Origin of the sequence: Olsenella uli DSM 7084, from assembly GCF_000143845.1 — a bacterium.
Classification (GTDB): domain Bacteria; phylum Actinomycetota; class Coriobacteriia; order Coriobacteriales; family Atopobiaceae; genus Olsenella; species Olsenella uli.
Map to the genome: position 1 here is coordinate 204,386 of NC_014363.1, position 16,469 is coordinate 220,854.

Below are 16,469 nucleotides of genomic sequence, written 5' to 3' on the forward strand. Positions count from 1 at the left end.
CATCGACGAAAGGAATCTCACAACATGTCAGTCAAGCGAAAGGGATACTGCGTCAACGGCGAGTGGAAGACGTCTGCGACGGACATCTACACCAAGGTCACCGACTCCAGTACGGGCGAGATCATCGCGGAGGTACCCCGCTGTACCAAGGAGGAGGTCGACGAGGCCATCGCCTCGGCCGAGGCGGCATTTCCCGCGTGGTCGGCGCTCTCCCTCTCCAGGCGTGCCCAGATGATGTTCAGGTGGCGCGACGTCCTCGTCGACCATCTCGACGAGCTCACCCTCCTGTGCGCAAAGGAGCACGGCAAGAACCTCAACGAGAGCCGAGGCGACATTCTGAAGGCCATCGAGCCCACCGAACTAGCCTGCTCGCTACCCTACGCCATACAGGGTTCGAATGCCGTGCAGGTGACGACGGGCTTCGATTGCTCCACGTTCCGTCAGCCGCTCGGTGTCGTGGCCGGCATCGTGCCCTTCAACTTCCCGGCCATGATTCCCTGGGGCTGGATGGTGCCCCTGGCCATCGCCTGCGGCAACACCGTCATCCTCAAGGCCGCCACGCCCACTCCGCTCACCTCGATGAGGATCCTGGAGCTGTTCTACGAGGAGGCCCACTTCCCCAAGGGTGTCGTCAACCTCGTCACTTGCACACACAACGAAGCCGACATCCTGCTCACGGACGAGCGGATCAAGGCCGTGACCTTCGTGGGTACCACCGGCGTTGGCAAGCAGGTCACCGCGACGGCGGCTGCGCATGGCAAGCGCGTCCAGGCGCAGTGCGAGGCCAAGAACCACGCTCTTGTGCTGGCGGACTGCGACCTCGAGGCCACGACCAACGCGGTCATCAACTCCGCCTTCGGCTGCGCGGGCGAGCGTTGCATGGCGCTCCCTGTGTGCTGCGTCGAAGAGTCCATCGCCGACGAATTCGTGGCGATGCTCAAGCAAAAGGCGGAGGCCATGGTCATCGGACGCGCCTACGACTCCGAGACCAAGCTTGGTCCGCTTGTCTCCGCCGAGCACAAGGCCCGCGTCGAGGGCTGGATCGCCAAGGGCGTCGAGGAGGGTGCCCAGCTCGTCCTCGATGGGCGAGGCCGCGTCATCGAGGGTTCCGAGGGCGGGTTCTACCTCGGCCCCACCATCTTCGACCACGTCGAACCTGGCATGACCGTCGGCGACAGGGAGATCTTCGGACCGGTCGTGTGCATCAAACGCGTGCATGGCTACGAAGAGGGCATCAAGATCATGAACGCCAACCCCTTCGCCAACGGCTCTTCCATCTTCACACAGGACGGCTACTGGGCACGGCGCTTCAAGCTGGAGACCGATGGCGGCATGGTGGGCGTCAACGTCGGCATCCCCGTCCCCACAGCCTACTACCCCTTCAGCGGGAATAAGCAGTCCTTCTTTGGCGACCAGCATGTCCTCGGCCTTGACGGCTACCGCTTCTACACCAGGGCCAAGACCGTCACCGAGCACTGGTTCGACGAGAAGAGCTCCACAAAGAAGCTCGACAGCTGGGAGGGCACGGTCGAGCGCGCCTAGCGCCACGCCCGCAGGGGGCCGTGGCTCCTCGCCGCCGCGGTTCCCTTCCCACGTGACAGGAGGAAGTCGTCGCAATGTCAACACAAGGCAGCGGGCGCAAATGGCTGGGGTTCGCCGTCCTGATGCTTGCCGGCATCACGATCAACGTCTCCCAGCTCAAGGTCGTCCCCATCAACAACGACATCGTCACCGAGCTCGACGTCGACCTCACGAGCACGGCGTGGCTCACGAGCGTCTTTACCATCGCCGGCATCTTCCTCGCACTTCCTGGTTCTGGGATCATGACGCGGGTCGGTCCCAAGCGCATGTTGGTTGCCCTCCTGGCGTGCCTGCTGGCCGGCAACCTTCTCGGCATCCTCGGCTTCGCCGTCTCGTCCTACGTCGTCGTTCTCGTCTCCCGCATCATCGAGGGCATCTCGTGCGCCCTGATCATACCCTGTGGCCTGAGCCTGCTGGCCTTCTGGTTTGGCGGCATGTCGAGCATGGGCCTGGCGACGGGCCTGTTCACCATCGCAAATCCCGTCGCCAACTTCGTCGTCATGAACGTGAGCCTGCCCATACTGGTGACCACGGGCAGCGTTACGGGGTGTTGGTGGTTCGTCGTCATCTTGGCGCTCGTCAGCCTGGTCGGCTCCGTGGCGCTCGTCGATGACGGTACCTCTGCAGGCGAGGGGCCAGACGCGTCCGAGAAGGTTTCCATCGCCGACGCCACCATCAACAACAGGCCGCTCGTGACCATCTGCATCGCCATGTTCTTCCTCTCGTTCTGCCTGATGGGCGTCGTGACCGACTACCCGACGATCTTCACCGTCGCCCACGGCCTCGACCAGGTGACGGCGAACTTCTACACAAGCCTCAACGGCTTCATAGGCATCCCGGCAGCCATTGTTCTGGGCTGGGTCATAGGCAAGACTGGCAAGCCCTTCACGGTGGCCCTCGTCGGCGCCATCGGGACGCTCCTGGTCGACCTCGGCCTCCTCTGGCTGAACCCGGCAACCTATCTCCTCAACGTGATGGCCGCGTCCATCTTCACGGGCGGCTTTGCGGTGACGGCGTTCTTCGAGATCACGCCTCAGCTGGCGGAGCGCAAGGAGTACGTCCCCCTGGCGTCCGGTGCGCTTAACACCTTCTACTACCTCGGCATCTTCCTCTCCACGCCGTGCCTCACGGCCCTGTCTGCGGACGGCACCGACTGGACGGTCCCGGCGCTGCTCATGGCCTGCTCGGCCGCAGTGCTCTGCGTGCTAGTCGTGGTTACGAGGCACCTGGCAGAAAGAGAGGGGATTGAGGTCCACTAGCACAGCGCTGCCAGTCCCGCCTGCGTTCTGTCCGCCTTCGTTAGCATCAAGGCGCTTCGTGCTCTCCCGCCCGTGCGCCCCTGGAATATAGATCGTGCCGTCAGGCACAGGCAAGCAAAGGAAAGAAGGTCGCATCATGGGTACGCCCCTAGCAGACTATGTCAAGCTCCCACAGCTCGAGGAGTATAAGGAGTGGTTCAAGGACTTCGCCGACCTCTATCGTGAGGACGGGATCCTTCAGGTCACGTGGAAGACCAACGACGGGCCGATGTGCCACTCCGGCATGAGCCATCGCGCCTGCAGCCAGCTCACGCGCGTGCTTTCCCTCGACTGGAAGAACGAGATCATCATCTTTACCCACATCGGCGACAGCTGGATGACCGAGAGCGACCCCAACGGCTGGGACACGTATGCCGAGCTTCCCATCCAGCGCTTCCAGCACCAGTACTTCGATGACACGAACCTCATCAAGAATATGGTGTTCGACCTCGACGTACCCACCATCGGCGCGATTCCTGGCCCCGGCTTCCACTGGGACTCCGCAATGCTCTGCGACATCACCATCGCCTCCGATGACACGTGGATGGAGGTCCCCCACGCCCATGGCGGGCTCGTTCCCGGTGACGGCATGGGGCTCATGGCCCAACACTTCTTCGGCACCAAGCGCGGCAACTACTACGCCATGACAGCCCGCCAGTGGACGGCCCAGCAGATGCTGGACTGGGGCATGGTATCCGAGGTCGTCGAGAAGGGCACGGTCATGGACCGCGCATGGGAGATCGCCCGCATGCTCAAGACCATGCCCTATGAGAACCGCACCATCATGTCCAACCTCGCGAAGCGCCCCCTTAAGAAGCTCTTCGTAGAGGACCTCAAGCTGCACACGGTGTCCGAGCAGTACGCCTCCCTGTTGCGCATCGCCGCAGGGGACTTGGGTGACACCAACGCCGGCCAGCAGGACGAGAAGTACATCAGCCAGACCAACGACTGGCGCTACTGCCATGACTGGATGCAGCAGCCCCCAACCCGCGAGAGCTGGGAGGGCTTTCGCACCAAGCCGTTCGAGTGGGCGAAGGAGGTCGAGGAGGGTAAGGCGACCAACCCCTTCACGCCGAAGCCGACCGAGCCGTACAGGCCCAAGAAGGTATAGAATGATACAATTCGCATGATTTCTGGGGGAGGGGCCCTCGCCCCTCCCCCCGCGCTGCTCTCGGGCCACGTCCATCACGGCTAATGAGGGGCATATGGAAATCAGACAGTTGCGCTACTTCGTGGCAGTTGCAGAGATGCAAAGCTTCACCAAGGCAGCCAAGATGCTCTTTGTCTCCCAGTCCGCGCTCTCTCAGCAGCTGGGTAAGCTCGAGGATGAGACTGGCCTGCACTTGGTGGATAGGACGACGCGTGCCGTGAGTCTGACGGATGTCGGGAAGAAGGTCTTGCCGTCCGTCCGTCACATCCTGCGCGAGGTCGACAACCTCGCCTCTATCGACGAGGCTTCCAGTGGACTTCTGCTGGACGGGCGACATGAGGTCCGGATCGGCTTCGACCTTCGTGGCATGTACAACCGCGACCTTCGCCACACGATCACCGACTCCCTCTTCAAGCTGCGTGCGCTGGTACCGGACCTGCACGTGAGCTTCGCGGCGCTGAACCATGAGAACCTCGTCAGCGAACTGGAGGATGGGCGCGTGGACCTGGGCTTCTTCCTTCATCAGGACAGGCGGTTGCATGGCAGCAACGCGCTTGAGGTCAAGTATCTCGGCCAGGATGAGATGGTCATCGCGATTCGCTCGGCAGAGGACGTCGGGGAGGGTCCGGATGCGGCCAGGCATGTCCTGAGGAAGCATGACGTCTGCCTGCTCGACCGAGAGAGCACGGGATCTTACCAGTCAATCAAGATCTTCGAGGAGCTTGGCGTCGAACCGCGGCTCTACTTTGCCTCGAGTCGAGAGAGCATGCTGATGCTGCTTGACAGCGGGGAGTGCGCAAGCGTGTTGCCCCGTGGGGTCATACTGCGACACGATCGCAGCAATGTCCGCACCATCAGGCTCGATATGGGCGACGCAACGCTGTATTGGCTCGCCGCTTGGCACAAGGACGGTGACAGCCGCATCATCGACGCCATCCTTGATGCCATCTCGTGTCGGGAGGACCTGTTCTTCGCGTGAGCCCTTCCGCTCGACTTCTCGCGCGCATTCTGTAGAGTGTGGGTGAGAAAGCTTGCCCGGAGGTTGCCGGAGGAACCCGCAATGAACAGTGAGGCCAACAGCGAGGCCGTCGCGCTCGCGTCCAACCACGTCTTCGTCAGCGCACGGCGCCCCGACGAGGCCGCAACCCTTGTGCTGAGGGGCGGCTGCGTCGAGCGCCTGCTTCCCCGCGAGGCGGCCTCGGATCTTGCGGCAGCAGGGATCGAGGTCCGCGACTTGGGCGAGGCCTTCGTGACGCCGGGATTTCACGACGCCCACCAGCACGTGTTCCATGCCGCCCTCTTTCCCTCGGGACTTGCCACGGAGTATCGTGGCACGAGCGAGCGGGACGTGGTCGACCACATGGTCTCCTTCGCGCGCACGCGCCCGGGAGATGGCTGGCTTCTGGGGCATGGCTGGCGCGAGACCTTCTGGAATCCCGCGCAAGCGCCCACGCGCAGCTCGCTTGACGCCGCCTTCCCCAATCGCCCTGTGGCGCTGTACTCCGGAGACGCCCACACCCTCTGGGTGAACTCGGCAGGCCTGCGGGAGCTGGGGATAGACGAGGGAACCGAGCCTCCCCAGGGCGGCAGCTTCGATCGCGACGACGAGGGGCGCCTGACGGGCGTCCTGCGCGAGGCCGCGGGTATGTTCTATGTGGCGCGTGTCCTGCGCAGCCTTCCCCTCGACGAGATGAAGGGCATCTACCGCTCCTACTTCGTGCGCCTCAATGCCATGGGCGTCACGAGCGTGTGCGACATGGCGCTCTCCCTGGTGCCCGGTGCAGATGGCATCAACCCTGCCGTGTACGAGGCGCTGCTTGCTGAGGGCGACCTCACGCTGCGTGCCCACCTGTTTCCCACGCTCTCGGAGGACGAGTCCAACCTGGAGGGGCTCCAGGCCCGCCTCACGGGCGACATGCTGCGCGCTCCCGGCTTCAAGCAGTTCTTCGATGGCGTGAGCAGCCAGCATACTGCCTGGGTCACGGACGAGTATGCCAACCCCCGCTTTGCCGGTGACGTCGGGCGGCCGACCGTCGCGCCGGAGCGCATGCGCGCCCTCGTGCTCGCCGCCGCGAGCCGAGGCCATGCCGTGCGCATCCACACCATCGGCGACGAGGCCGTCCGCCAGGCCATCGACATCTTCACGGAAGCTCATAGGCGCTACGGCGACCCCCACCAGGGCGCCAACACGATGGAGCACGTCGAGGACATCCACCCCGAGGACATCGCCCGCATGGCCGCGGCCCACGTGGTCGCATCGGTGCAGCCGCCCCACGTCACGATCGACGTCACGCAGCCTGCACGCGATCTGGGCGAGTGGCGGGCGCGGCGCATGTGGCCCTTCGACCAGATGCTGCACCAAGGCGTGACGTTGGCGTTCGGGACGGACGCGCCGGTCGTCGCACCGAATGCACTCGACGTCCTGTGGTGCGCGACCGAGCGCTCCGACCCCGACGCCCACGAGCCGGCCTCCGGCTGGCATCCCGAGCACCGCGTCTCGCGCATCCAGGCCATTGGGGCCTACACCGCCGGCTCCGCCGCTGCCGTCGCCCGTGCGGGCGAGCTGGGCACCCTCGAGCCAGGCATGCTTGCCGACCTCGCTGTCTGGGACACCAACCTCCTGACGGTGCCGTCCGAGCGCCTCCAGGGGTCGCGGGTCCTCGAGACATACGTAGGGGGTTGCCGCGTCTGGTGCGCCTAGCACCTGGGCCCTGAGGTCGCGGACGCAGCGCTCGAAATCACGCATGATCTCGCCGCCTATGGCATGGAAGACGAGGCACAGATGCATACGATGCGGACGCCGGACTCGATTGCCAACGCATTCGATGCCCTCGAGGTCGCCCGCCGGCGAGGGGTCACGCGTCGTGACGACCTCTATGAAGAGCTCTATCGACGGCAGCGCATCGAATGGGCGAGGAGAGAGGACGAGAGGCGCTCCTCATGGGGAGGCTATTGCTAGACTGTGGTGGGAGCGCTAGCCGTTCGCCCAGAAAAGGCATCACGTCGAGAGGGCATGCCCATGCAGGATGGATTCGTCAAGGTTGCCGCCCGCTCGCCCAAGGTGAGCGTGGCCGACGTGCACGCCAACGTCGACGCCTGTGTTGCCGAGGCTGCTGATGCCGTGCGGTCCGATGGTGCCAAGCTGGTGGTGCTGCCCGAGCTCTGCGTCACGGGCTACACTTGCGAAGACCTCTTCTGGCAGGATGAGCTCCTCGATGCCGCCGAGCGTGGCCTTCGGACGCTGGCCGAGCGCACGACGGTGCTTGACGCGCTCGTGTTGGTCGGCATCCCTGCGCGCGTGAACGACAAGCTCTACAACTGCGCCGCTGCTCTCGCGCACGGCGAACTCCTAGGCCTGGTGCCCAAGCGCAATATCCCTAACTACAACGAGTTCTATGAGGCGCGCCACTTTGCGGCTGGGCCCACGGATGTGTCGCACGTCCGCTTCGCAGATTGGGAGAACATACCCTTTGGTACGTCCCAGCTGTTTGCCTGCAGCACTCTTCTGCAGCTCAAGGTAGCCGTGGAGGTCTGTGAGGACCTCTGGGTTGCCAGCCCGCCCTCCATCGCCCATGCTCAGGCGGGCGCCACGGTCATCTGCAACCTCTCCGCCTCCAATGCCGTGGTGGGCAAGGCGGACTACCGCCGCGAGCTTGTGGTGGGCCAGAGCGCACGCTTGGTTTCCGCCTACGTGTACGCAAGCGCCGGGTGGGGGGAGTCCACGCAAGACCTCGTGTTCTCCGCACATGACCTCATTGCCGAGAACGGCGTGCTTCTCGCGCAGGCCAGTCCCTTTGGCGAGGCTGCCGTTACCACCGAGATAGACGTGGCCTCGCTTTCCGCAGAACGTCGTCGCCTCTCCACGTTTGGCTGCACGCCAACGGCCCAAGACGCAGGCTACGAAGTCACGACCTTTTCGCTCGCCACGGCAGACACGCGTCTCACGCGACGCGTCGATCCGCACCCCTTCGTGCCGGCCAATCCAGCGCGCCGCGCCGAGCGCTGTGAGGACGTGCTCTCCATCCAGTCGCATGGCCTTGCCAAGCGCCTCTCGCACACGCGCTCCGACTGCGCCGTGGTGGGCGTATCCGGGGGGCTCGACTCCACGCTGGCACTGCTGGTCTGCGCCCGGGCCTTCGACATCCTCGGGTTGGATCGCTCCGGCATCCTCGCCGTCACCATGCCGGGCTTCGGCACCACAGACCGCACGCACGGCAACGCGACCGTGCTCGCCGACACCTTGGGCGCAACGCTCCGCGAGGTTGACATCACGACCGCCGTGCTCCAGCACTTCTCCGACATCGGCCACGACGAATCCGACCACTCCGTCACCTACGAGAACGCCCAGGCCCGCGAGCGCATGCAGGTCCTGATGGATATGGCCAACCAGGAGGGTGGCCTGGTCGTAGGCACCGGAGACCTCTCCGAGCTGGCGCTGGGCTGGGCCACCTACAATGCCGACCACATGAGCATGTACGGCGTGAACGCCGGCATCCCCAAGACGCTCGTGCGTCATCTCGTGCGCTATGTGGCGGACATCACCGCCTCCGACGGCCTCTCGCGCGTGCTGCTGGATGTTCTCGACACGCCCGTCTCGCCCGAGCTTCTGCCGGCGACGGCGCACGGCACCATCTCCCAGCGCACCGAGGACCTTGTCGGCCCATACGAGTTGCACGACTTCTTCCTCTACCAGGTCCTGCGTCGAGGCTTTGCTCCGCGTAAGGTGTACCGTCTCGCACGCTACGCGCTGGGGGAGGGGACGGCTGCTGGCTACGATGACGCTACGATCCTCAAGTGGCTGCGCACGTTCTACCGCAGGTTCTTCTCGCAGCAGTTCAAGCGCAGCTGCCTGCCCGACGGCCCTAAGGTAGGCTCGGTGGCGGTGAGCCCACGCGGGGACCTGCGCATGCCGAGCGACGCCTGCGCCAATTCCTGGCTGCGTGAGCTTGCCGGACTGGGGAAGTAGCAAGACGACAAGGCCCAGCCACAGGACCCTGCTCTCGCATGAGCACGCGGGCAGTACAAAATCTAAGTGTCATCACGAAGATTTTTTCTCTCAGGGTGGTATAAGGCTTGCGCGCTGGGTATCATCTCCAACGTTGGAAACGCTCGGGGCCCGGTGGGGCCACCAGCGCAAGTCTTGCGCCCCGTCGGCGCACGAGAGGGAGGTACCTCGATATGACTCTTAAGCCTTTGGGCGACCGCGTCCTCGTCAAGCCTGCTCCCAAGGAGGAGAAGACCGCCAGCGGCCTCTACATCTCCTCTGGCGCTCAGGAGAAGCCGCAGCGTGGCGAGGTCATCGCTGTTGGTGCCGGCAAGCTCAACGACAAGGGCGAGCGCATCGTCCCGGACGTCAAGGTGGGCGACCAGGTCTACTACGGCAAGTTCGGCGGCAACGAGATCAAGGTCGACGGCGAGGACTTCCTGCTCCTGCGCGCCGATGACATCTACGCGATCGTTACTGAGTAGCAGGATCGTCTTCGCACTCTGACACCAACCACTTCTTTGGAGGTTACGCACAATGGCCAAGGACATTGCTTTCGGCACCGACGCCCGCGCCAAGCTCGCCAAGGGCGTGAACACGCTGGCTGACGCCGTCACCACCACCATGGGCCCCAAGGGCCGCTACGTCGCGATCGAGCGCTCCTTCGGCGCCCCCACGATCACCAACGACGGCGTCTCCGTCGCCAAGGAGATCGAGCTCAAGGACCCGATCGAGAACATGGGTGCCCAGCTGGTGAAGGAGGTCGCCACCAAGACCAACGACACCGTGGGTGACGGCACCACCACCGCGACCCTGCTCGCCCAGGTCATCGTCAACGAGGGCCTGCGCAACGTCGCCGCCGGCGCCAACCCCATCGCCATCCGTCGTGGTGTCGACAAGGCCGTCACCGCTGCCGTCGACGAGATGAAGAAGGCCGCCCGCGACGTCTCCACCTCCGAGCAGATTGCCTCCGTCGGCACCATCTCCGCCGGCGATCCCGCGATCGGGGCCAAGATCTCCGAGGCCATGGAGGTCGTGGGCAAGGACGGCGTCATCACCGTCGAGGACTCCCAGACCTTCGGCATCGACATCGACACCGTCGAGGGCATGCAGTTCGACAAGGGCTACATCTCCCCGTACTTCGCCACCAACAACGAGAACATGACGGCCGAGCTCCAGAACCCCTACATCCTGATGACCGACCAGAAGATCTCCAACATCCAGGACATCCTGCCGGTCCTCGAGGCCATCCAGAAGAGTGGCTCCCCGCTGCTTCTCATCGCCGAGGACGTCGACGGCGAGGCCCTCGCGACCCTGATCCTCAACAAGCTGCGCGGCACCCTCAACGTCTGTGCCGTCAAGGCCCCCGGCTATGGTGACCGTCGCAAGCGCATGCTCGAGGACATCGCCATCCTCACCGGTGGCCAGCCTGCCATGAAGGAGCTCGGCGTCGAGCTCACCGACGTTACCGCCGAGATGCTCGGTCGCGCCAAGTCGGTCAAGGTCACCAAGGACGAGACCACCATCGTCGATGGTGCCGGCTCCAAGGAGGCCATCGAGGAGCGTCTGGGCCAGATCAACTCGGAGATCGAGAACACCGACTCCGACTTCGACCGCGAGAAGCTTCAGGAGCGCAAGGCCAAGCTGGCCGGCGGCGTTGCGGTCATCAAGGTCGGCGCCGCCACCGAGGTCGAGCTCAAGGAGGTCAAGCACCGCATCGAGGATGCCCTGCAGGCCACCCGCGCGGCCGTCGAGGAGGGTATCGTCGCCGGCGGCGGCGTCGCCTTCCTGCAGGCCACCAAGGCCCTGGACGACGTCGACTGCGCCGACAACGACGAGCGCATCGGCGTCGAGATCATCCGCAAGGCCCTCTCCGCGCCTGTGAGGACCATCGCCCAGAACGCCGGCTTCGAGGGCTCCGTCGTGGTCGAGAAGATCAAGGGCCTGCCCGAGGGCGAGGGCCTCGACTCCGCAAACGGCGAGTGGGGCGACATGATCGAGATGGGCGTTCTCGACCCCGTCAAGGTCACCCGCACCACGCTGCAGAATGCGGCCTCCGTCTCGGGCCTGATCCTCATCACCGAGGCCACCGTCTCTGACGAGCCCAAGGACACCTCGATCGAGGATGCCATCTCCCGTGCGGCTGCTGCCGGCGGCCAGGGCGGCGGCATGTACTAAGCCATCCGCTCTTACCGAGCTGCTTGCTCTCACAGCCGAGTGACATGCCAAGACGCCCTGTCCCTCATGCGAGGGTCAGGGCGTCTGTCTCTGCCGGTCCGCGTCCATCGAGGCAGCCTGGGTGCTCCAAGGAGACCGACAAAGGAGGAGCTCGCAGGTCTCACTCGCGTCCCTTCTCGCGTCCCTTGGTGCCGCCCCTCTTGGCATCGACCTTCGCGGCTTGGCGTCGTCTCTCGGCCCCCAGAAGTGTGCACCGCTTCGCCAGAAGTGAGTACTTTTTCGTCCTTTGGAGAGGAGTACAAAGCCCGATCGACATGTGCCCCTCGACATCATCGCAGGTACAGTGGCTGCCGAAAAAAGCAGAGGTGGGCGCAGGCACACACTTCCACAGCACAGGCACACACTTCCACAGCACGGGTACACACTTCTGGTGGGTCCGGCGTGGCAGTGTCGCTTGGCCTACAGGCTTAGGCGCCATCGGTCGCCCTAGCTCCAGGTAACGACCGCCACCCCTAGGTGGTGACCACCTCCCCAAAGCCGACATCGCGCGCGCGGCGCTCCAGCTGCGCCATGCGCTCGTCGCTGGGCGAGGCCATCGAGGAGAGCTCGCCGATGACGCCAAAGCGCCGAAACCGGATGAGCTTCAGGCGCTGCCTGCCGACCAGCTCGCCCAAGGTATCCGCGATGCCGTCGATGGCGTCCTCGGGGTCGTTCCAGCCGTCCACCACGACGACGCGTATCTCCTCGAGTTTGTCCCGCTCGCCCAAGAACGCAAGGTTCTTCAGGACGGTGGCGTTGCCCGAGCCCGTCAGGCGACGAAAGAGCCCGTCGTCCCAGGCCTTCACGTCGAGCATGACGCCATTGGCCACGGCAAGGAGGTCCTCGTGTCCCTCGAAGTCGATGGTGCCGTTGGTGTCGATGAGCGTTTCCAGCCCGATGCCCCGGCAGCGCTCAAAGAGCCCCTTCAGGAAGCGAGGGTGCAGCATGCACTCGCCGCCCGAGGTGGTCACGCCGCGGATGAAGGGCACGTAGCCGCGCACGATGCCAAAGACCTCCCCGGCGTCCAGGAGGCGCACCTTGGGGGAGGCCCTGTGGCCGCAGACGTGGATGCACTGGTCGCAGCCAATGCACGTGGCCTCGTCCCACACCACGCGCCCCTCGCGCAGCGAGAGTGCGCCCGACGGGCAGCCGGCAACGCAGTCCGTGCAGTTGATGCATGTCGCCTGGGTCTCGGGGTTGTGGCAGTAGGCACAACGGATGTTGCACCCCTGTAGGAAGACGGAGCAGCGCGAACCCGGGCCATCCACCAGGCTGAAGGGGATGACCTTGTTCACCATCACGCGCTCGGATGTGCGCTCGGATGCCCGCCTTCCCAATCTGGGGGCGGCAGCGTCGTCAGCTGGCATCACCCGAGGCTGACCTTGCGGTCCGCGAGGTGGTTGGCGGTGTAGTTGCCCAGGCCGTCGTGGGCGGTGTCCTGCAGCACGGCGCCGCCGCCCTGGAAGCGCTCCATCTCGGAGCGCTTGGCCAGGAAGCCGGTGATGCGCACGAGGTCGCTGTCAGACGAGTAGAACGAGAGGTACTTGTCATCCAGGGCAAAGGCTCCCTTCACCACATCGAGCAGGGCGTCGGGGTTGCCCTTGGCCGTCGGCTCGATGGGGAAGATATCCGAGACGCCCGTGTTGAAGAAGCGGTGCATGCGCGCCTGCATGCGGATGTGGTCGAAGAGGCTCTCTGGCTCCTCGCCCACGCGGATGCGCACGCCGGGCGTGACGCCCTTCTGGTCAGAGAAGCCCGCCTGCGCATGCATGAGGAAGTGGCCGCCGGCCACCTCGGAGTAGACAGCGTCGAAGCCGGCCACCTGGGAGCAGATCCTCTCCATGATGCGCTCCGCGAGGGCATTGGCCTCGGGGTCGGTGCCATAGACGTGGTTGCCGCCAGGGGAGAGGAGCCGCTCCACGCATTCGCTCATGCCGGCGACGCCAAACATGCCACAGAAGCGCTCGCGCTCGATCAGGCCCTCCCTCACGAGGAAGGAGCTTTCGAAGAAGTGGGAGCGTTCTACGATGAAGCGCACGCGCTCGTTCATGAACTCGAGCAGCGCGCCTGTGGCCTCGGGAATCAGGTTGTCCATGAAGTCGTCCACGCCCGTGGCGAGCTCTGCCAGATGTGGCAGCAGGATGCGGTCGAGGCAGTAGGCCCCGCCGCGCAGGGGCAGTACGTTGTAGCAGCTCACGACCGTGTAGTCGTCAGGATAGGTCTCTCGGTGGATGCGGTCGTTGGCGAAGGCGGGGTTCGAGCAGAGCATCGTGGTCTCGAGGGCGAGGCGGGCGTAGCCGTCGGGCGTTATGGCAGGGTCGTACTTGAGGGTGAAGTTGGGCACGGCGTTCTGCAGCCTCTGCTCGACCCTGAGGAGCAGCTCTCCGGCGCGGGTGTACTCCGGGCCGATGTTGGCATGGCAGTAGCCGCTGGCGACGGTGCGGTCGACGTAGTCGAGGAAGCGGGCGAGCCTGTCCATGACCGACTCATCGTCGAGGTTCGCGATGAAGGGCTCGATGACGCGATCGAGCTGGCCCACGTAGACCGGTCTGCTCGTGACGGAGGGGACGTTGTCGTAGAGCATGGCCAGGCCCCAGAGGAGGTCGTCGAGGTCCTTGGGCGCGTCCAGACGCAAGAAGTCGCTGCCCTGCTCGGCAAAGAGCTGGTAGTCGGGGGCGATGTAGCGGGGTCGGTAGGGAGCGTTGCCCTCGCACATGTCATCGATGGCATGTGCGGCGAACAGCCGGTCGAACTCCTTCGTCGTCTTGAGGGGATGTTCGCTGTTCTCAGCGGCCTGCGCCAGGTGCAGCACCTTCTGCTTGTAGGTGAGGTTTCTCGCCGTGATGATGTCCATGAATCCGCTCATCGCGCCTTCCCTTCGTCGTTCGCTCCGGTCGCCCTCCCCTGCTTTGAGGCAACAAGCTGTCAGCCCCATCTTATGGGAGCGAGCCAAGGCAAGACGAGGACATTTGTCCACTTTTGCGAGAAAATCGCCAGCTGCCTTGCCAGCTGCCTTTGTGGTGCCCTTCGCTACGGGGCGTCAAGGGGAAAGGGCGCACCCCTGATGGGATGCGCCCCCCGCCTGCCACGTCCCTCGGACGCTACGCCCTGCGTGCGCAGAGCTCCTTGGCGACCTCGGCACCCAGCGCGACGTTGTTGTACACCAGCTGGATGTTGGCCTCGAGGCTGGCGCCGCCGGTCATCTTCTGGATCTTGTCGAGGAGGTAGGGCGTTATATCCTTGCCGCGCACGCCCAGGGCGCCCGCCTCGGCGACGGCCTCATCGATGGTCTGGTTGATCGCGTCCGCATCCATGGAGTACTGCTCGGGGATGGGGTTGGTGACGAGCAGACCGCCCCTGAGGCCGACGGCCTCCTTGGCATTGAAGATGCCGGCGAGTTCGGAGGCGGTGTCAACGCGGTAGTCGACCCCGAAGGCGCTCTCGCGGGTGTAGAACGCGGGGAGCACGTCGGTCTGGTAGCCCAGGACGGTGACGCCCTTGGTCTCGAGGTACTCGCGGGTGAGACCGAGGTCGAGGATGGACTTGGCACCTGCGCAGATGACCATGACCGGCGTCTGCGCGAGCTCCTCGAGGTCGGCGGAGACGTCCATGGTGGTCTCGGCCCCGCGATGGACTCCGCCGATGCCGCCCGTGGCGAACACGGAGATGCCCGCCAGGCTGGCGATGATCATGGTCGCGGCGACGGTGGAGGCGCCGTCTGCCGCACGCTCGATGAGCACCGGGAGGTCCCTGCGGCTCGCCTTGGTCACCTCGAGGCCCTTCTTGCCCAGGCGCTCGATCTGCTCGGCGGAGCAGCCGGCGACGAGCTTGCCGCCGATGATGGCGATGGTGGCGGGGACGGCGCCGTGGTCGCGGATGATCCTCTCGACGTTGAGGGCGGTCTCGACGTTTCTGGGGTAGGGCATGCCATGGGAGATGATGGTGGACTCGAGGGCGACGACGGGCCTGTTGTTGTCAAGCGCCTCCTGGACCTCAGGCGAGACGACCAGGTAATCCTTGAGGTTCTTCACGGTACCTCTCCTTCCTTCTTGCCCCGCAGGGGGCACGCGTTCCTTCGTGCTATGTCGAGCGGGCCGTCGCGGCTGCGGTCGCGACCGTCGCGTCACTCCGTCGTGCAGGTCTCCATGCGGGCGAGGAGCGCGTCCTCGCTCATGGAGGCGCTGATGGTGTCGGGGCTTTCCACGCAGATGGCCGCCGCCGCGATTCCTGCGCGGCCGCCTTCCTCGAGGGAGTGCCCGCAGAGCCAGCTCCAGGTGATGGCCGCCATCATCGCGTCCCCGGCCCCCGTCGTGTTCGCCACCCTGGTCTCGAGGGGGGGGAGCAGGGTACGATGCGTGTGGTCGGCACAGAGGACGCCCTCGCTTCCGAGTGAGACGAAGACGCGTTCGAGCCCCGTCCCGAGAAGCCTGTCCACTGCTCTATCGAGTGACGTGCGGTCGCTGATGTGCACGCCCGTGAGCACCTCCGCCTCAAGACGGTTGGGCTTGAGCGTGTGGAGCCTCCCGAGGACACCCCCGAGCTTCTCGGCCTTTGCCGTGGAGACGGGATCGCAGAAGAGGGGCGCCCGCACGTGCTCGGAGAGGTAGCGGATGGATGCCACGGGCAGGTTGGCGTCGATGACGCAGACGTCCGCGCGGTCGAGGGCATCGAGGTGGCGCTCGAGGAAGGCGGGCGTGAGCTCGTCGAAGATGCGCATGTCGGCAACGGCGACGCTCATGTCCCCCCTGCGGTCCGCCACGAAGAGGTAGGTGGAGGTGGTACCGCCGCTTACGGTGAGGGAGGATGAGATGTCTATGCCGGCGCTGCGACAGGCTCCCGTCAGCAGGGCCGCGCGCTCGTCGGTGCCGAAGGCGGAGACGAGACGTACGTCCTGCCCCAGGAGCGCGAGGTTGTGGGCGATGTTCCTGCCCGCCCCACCGGGTGAGGTGGTAACGCTGCCTGGATTTGAATCGCGTTGACGGAGCTCCTGGAAGGGACGTCCGCCGATGTCGAGGTTGGCTCCGCCCACGACCGTCACGTAGGGGGCCTTGCGCACCACGTAGCGCCTCCCCAGTATGGCTCCCTTGCGCATGAGGCTCGAGACGTGCACGGCCACGGACGAGCGCGAGATGCCTGCCCGCCCGGCGAGTTCGGACTGTGTAACGGCAGGGTTCTCCTCTATCCAGGAGAGGATCTGCCGCTCTCGCTCTGTCAGGGAGTCCATGTGCCCTCCGCTCCT

At 65.1% G+C, this 16,469-nt stretch carries 13 protein-coding genes; 9 read left to right on the forward strand and 4 right to left on the reverse strand.

Annotated features, from left to right (window positions below):
- The first annotated feature begins 24 nt into the window (after window positions 1-24).
- The 9 genes from OLSU_RS00920 to groL all read left to right on the forward strand — a co-directional run bounded on the left by OLSU_RS00920 (window position 25) and on the right by groL (window position 11,191).
- Window positions 25-1,542 carry a CoA-acylating methylmalonate-semialdehyde dehydrogenase gene (locus tag OLSU_RS00920; RefSeq protein ID WP_013251061.1) on the forward strand — a complete coding sequence of 506 codons (1,518 nt, stop codon included), beginning with the start codon at window positions 25-27 and terminating at the stop codon, window positions 1,540-1,542.
- Window positions 1,543-1,616: 74 nt separating this feature from the next.
- Window positions 1,617-2,840 carry an MFS transporter gene (locus OLSU_RS00925; RefSeq protein WP_013251062.1) on the forward strand — a complete coding sequence of 408 codons (1,224 nt, stop codon included), beginning with the start codon at window positions 1,617-1,619 and terminating at the stop codon, window positions 2,838-2,840.
- Between the two features lie 136 nt (window positions 2,841-2,976).
- Window positions 2,977-3,990: an enoyl-CoA hydratase/isomerase family protein gene (locus OLSU_RS00930; protein WP_013251063.1), complete on the forward strand. Its 1,014-nt coding sequence runs from the start codon at window positions 2,977-2,979 to the stop codon at window positions 3,988-3,990.
- Window positions 3,991-4,084: 94 nt separating this feature from the next.
- Window positions 4,085-5,008, forward strand: a complete 924-nt coding sequence (locus OLSU_RS08990) for a LysR family transcriptional regulator (RefSeq protein WP_013251064.1) — start codon at window positions 4,085-4,087, stop codon at window positions 5,006-5,008.
- Between the two features lie 81 nt (window positions 5,009-5,089).
- The gene (locus OLSU_RS00940; RefSeq protein ID WP_013251065.1) at window positions 5,090-6,730 is read left to right on the forward strand and encodes an amidohydrolase; all 1,641 of its coding nucleotides are present in this window, start codon (window positions 5,090-5,092) and stop codon (window positions 6,728-6,730) included.
- 81 nt (window positions 6,731-6,811) lie between these two features.
- Window positions 6,812-6,988 (forward strand): hypothetical protein, encoded by a 177-nt coding sequence (locus OLSU_RS09570; RefSeq protein WP_156407865.1) that lies wholly within the window; start codon window positions 6,812-6,814, stop codon window positions 6,986-6,988.
- Between the two features lie 60 nt (window positions 6,989-7,048).
- Window positions 7,049-8,995, forward strand: coding sequence for an NAD(+) synthase (locus tag OLSU_RS00945; protein WP_013251066.1), 1,947 nt, complete (start codon window positions 7,049-7,051; stop codon window positions 8,993-8,995).
- A gap of 212 nt (window positions 8,996-9,207) precedes the next feature.
- Window positions 9,208-9,498 (forward strand): co-chaperone GroES, encoded by a 291-nt coding sequence (locus OLSU_RS00950; RefSeq protein WP_013251067.1) that lies wholly within the window; start codon window positions 9,208-9,210, stop codon window positions 9,496-9,498.
- Between the two features lie 52 nt (window positions 9,499-9,550).
- Window positions 9,551-11,191, forward strand: coding sequence for a chaperonin GroEL (groL, locus tag OLSU_RS00955; protein ID WP_013251068.1), 1,641 nt, complete (start codon window positions 9,551-9,553; stop codon window positions 11,189-11,191).
- A 512-nt stretch (window positions 11,192-11,703) separates the two neighbouring features.
- Here the strand turns inward: groL and OLSU_RS00960 are convergent.
- From OLSU_RS00960 to OLSU_RS00975, 4 genes are all read right to left on the reverse strand, one after another.
- On the reverse strand, window positions 11,704-12,597 hold the full coding sequence (locus OLSU_RS00960; protein WP_013251069.1) for a YjjW family glycine radical enzyme activase: 894 nt from the start codon (window positions 12,595-12,597) through the stop codon (window positions 11,704-11,706).
- Window positions 12,597-14,096: a YjjI family glycine radical enzyme gene (locus tag OLSU_RS00965; RefSeq protein ID WP_013251070.1), complete on the reverse strand. Its 1,500-nt coding sequence runs from the start codon at window positions 14,094-14,096 to the stop codon at window positions 12,597-12,599. Before OLSU_RS00965 ends, OLSU_RS00960 begins: the two co-directional genes overlap by 1 nt.
- A gap of 235 nt (window positions 14,097-14,331) precedes the next feature.
- Entirely contained in the window at window positions 14,332-15,261 is a 930-nt protein-coding gene (locus tag OLSU_RS00970) for a pseudouridine-5'-phosphate glycosidase (protein WP_013251071.1), read from the reverse strand.
- A gap of 92 nt (window positions 15,262-15,353) precedes the next feature.
- Window positions 15,354-16,454 (reverse strand): PfkB family carbohydrate kinase, encoded by a 1,101-nt coding sequence (locus OLSU_RS00975; protein WP_013251072.1) that lies wholly within the window; start codon window positions 16,452-16,454, stop codon window positions 15,354-15,356.
- Window positions 16,455-16,469 lie beyond the last annotated feature (15 nt).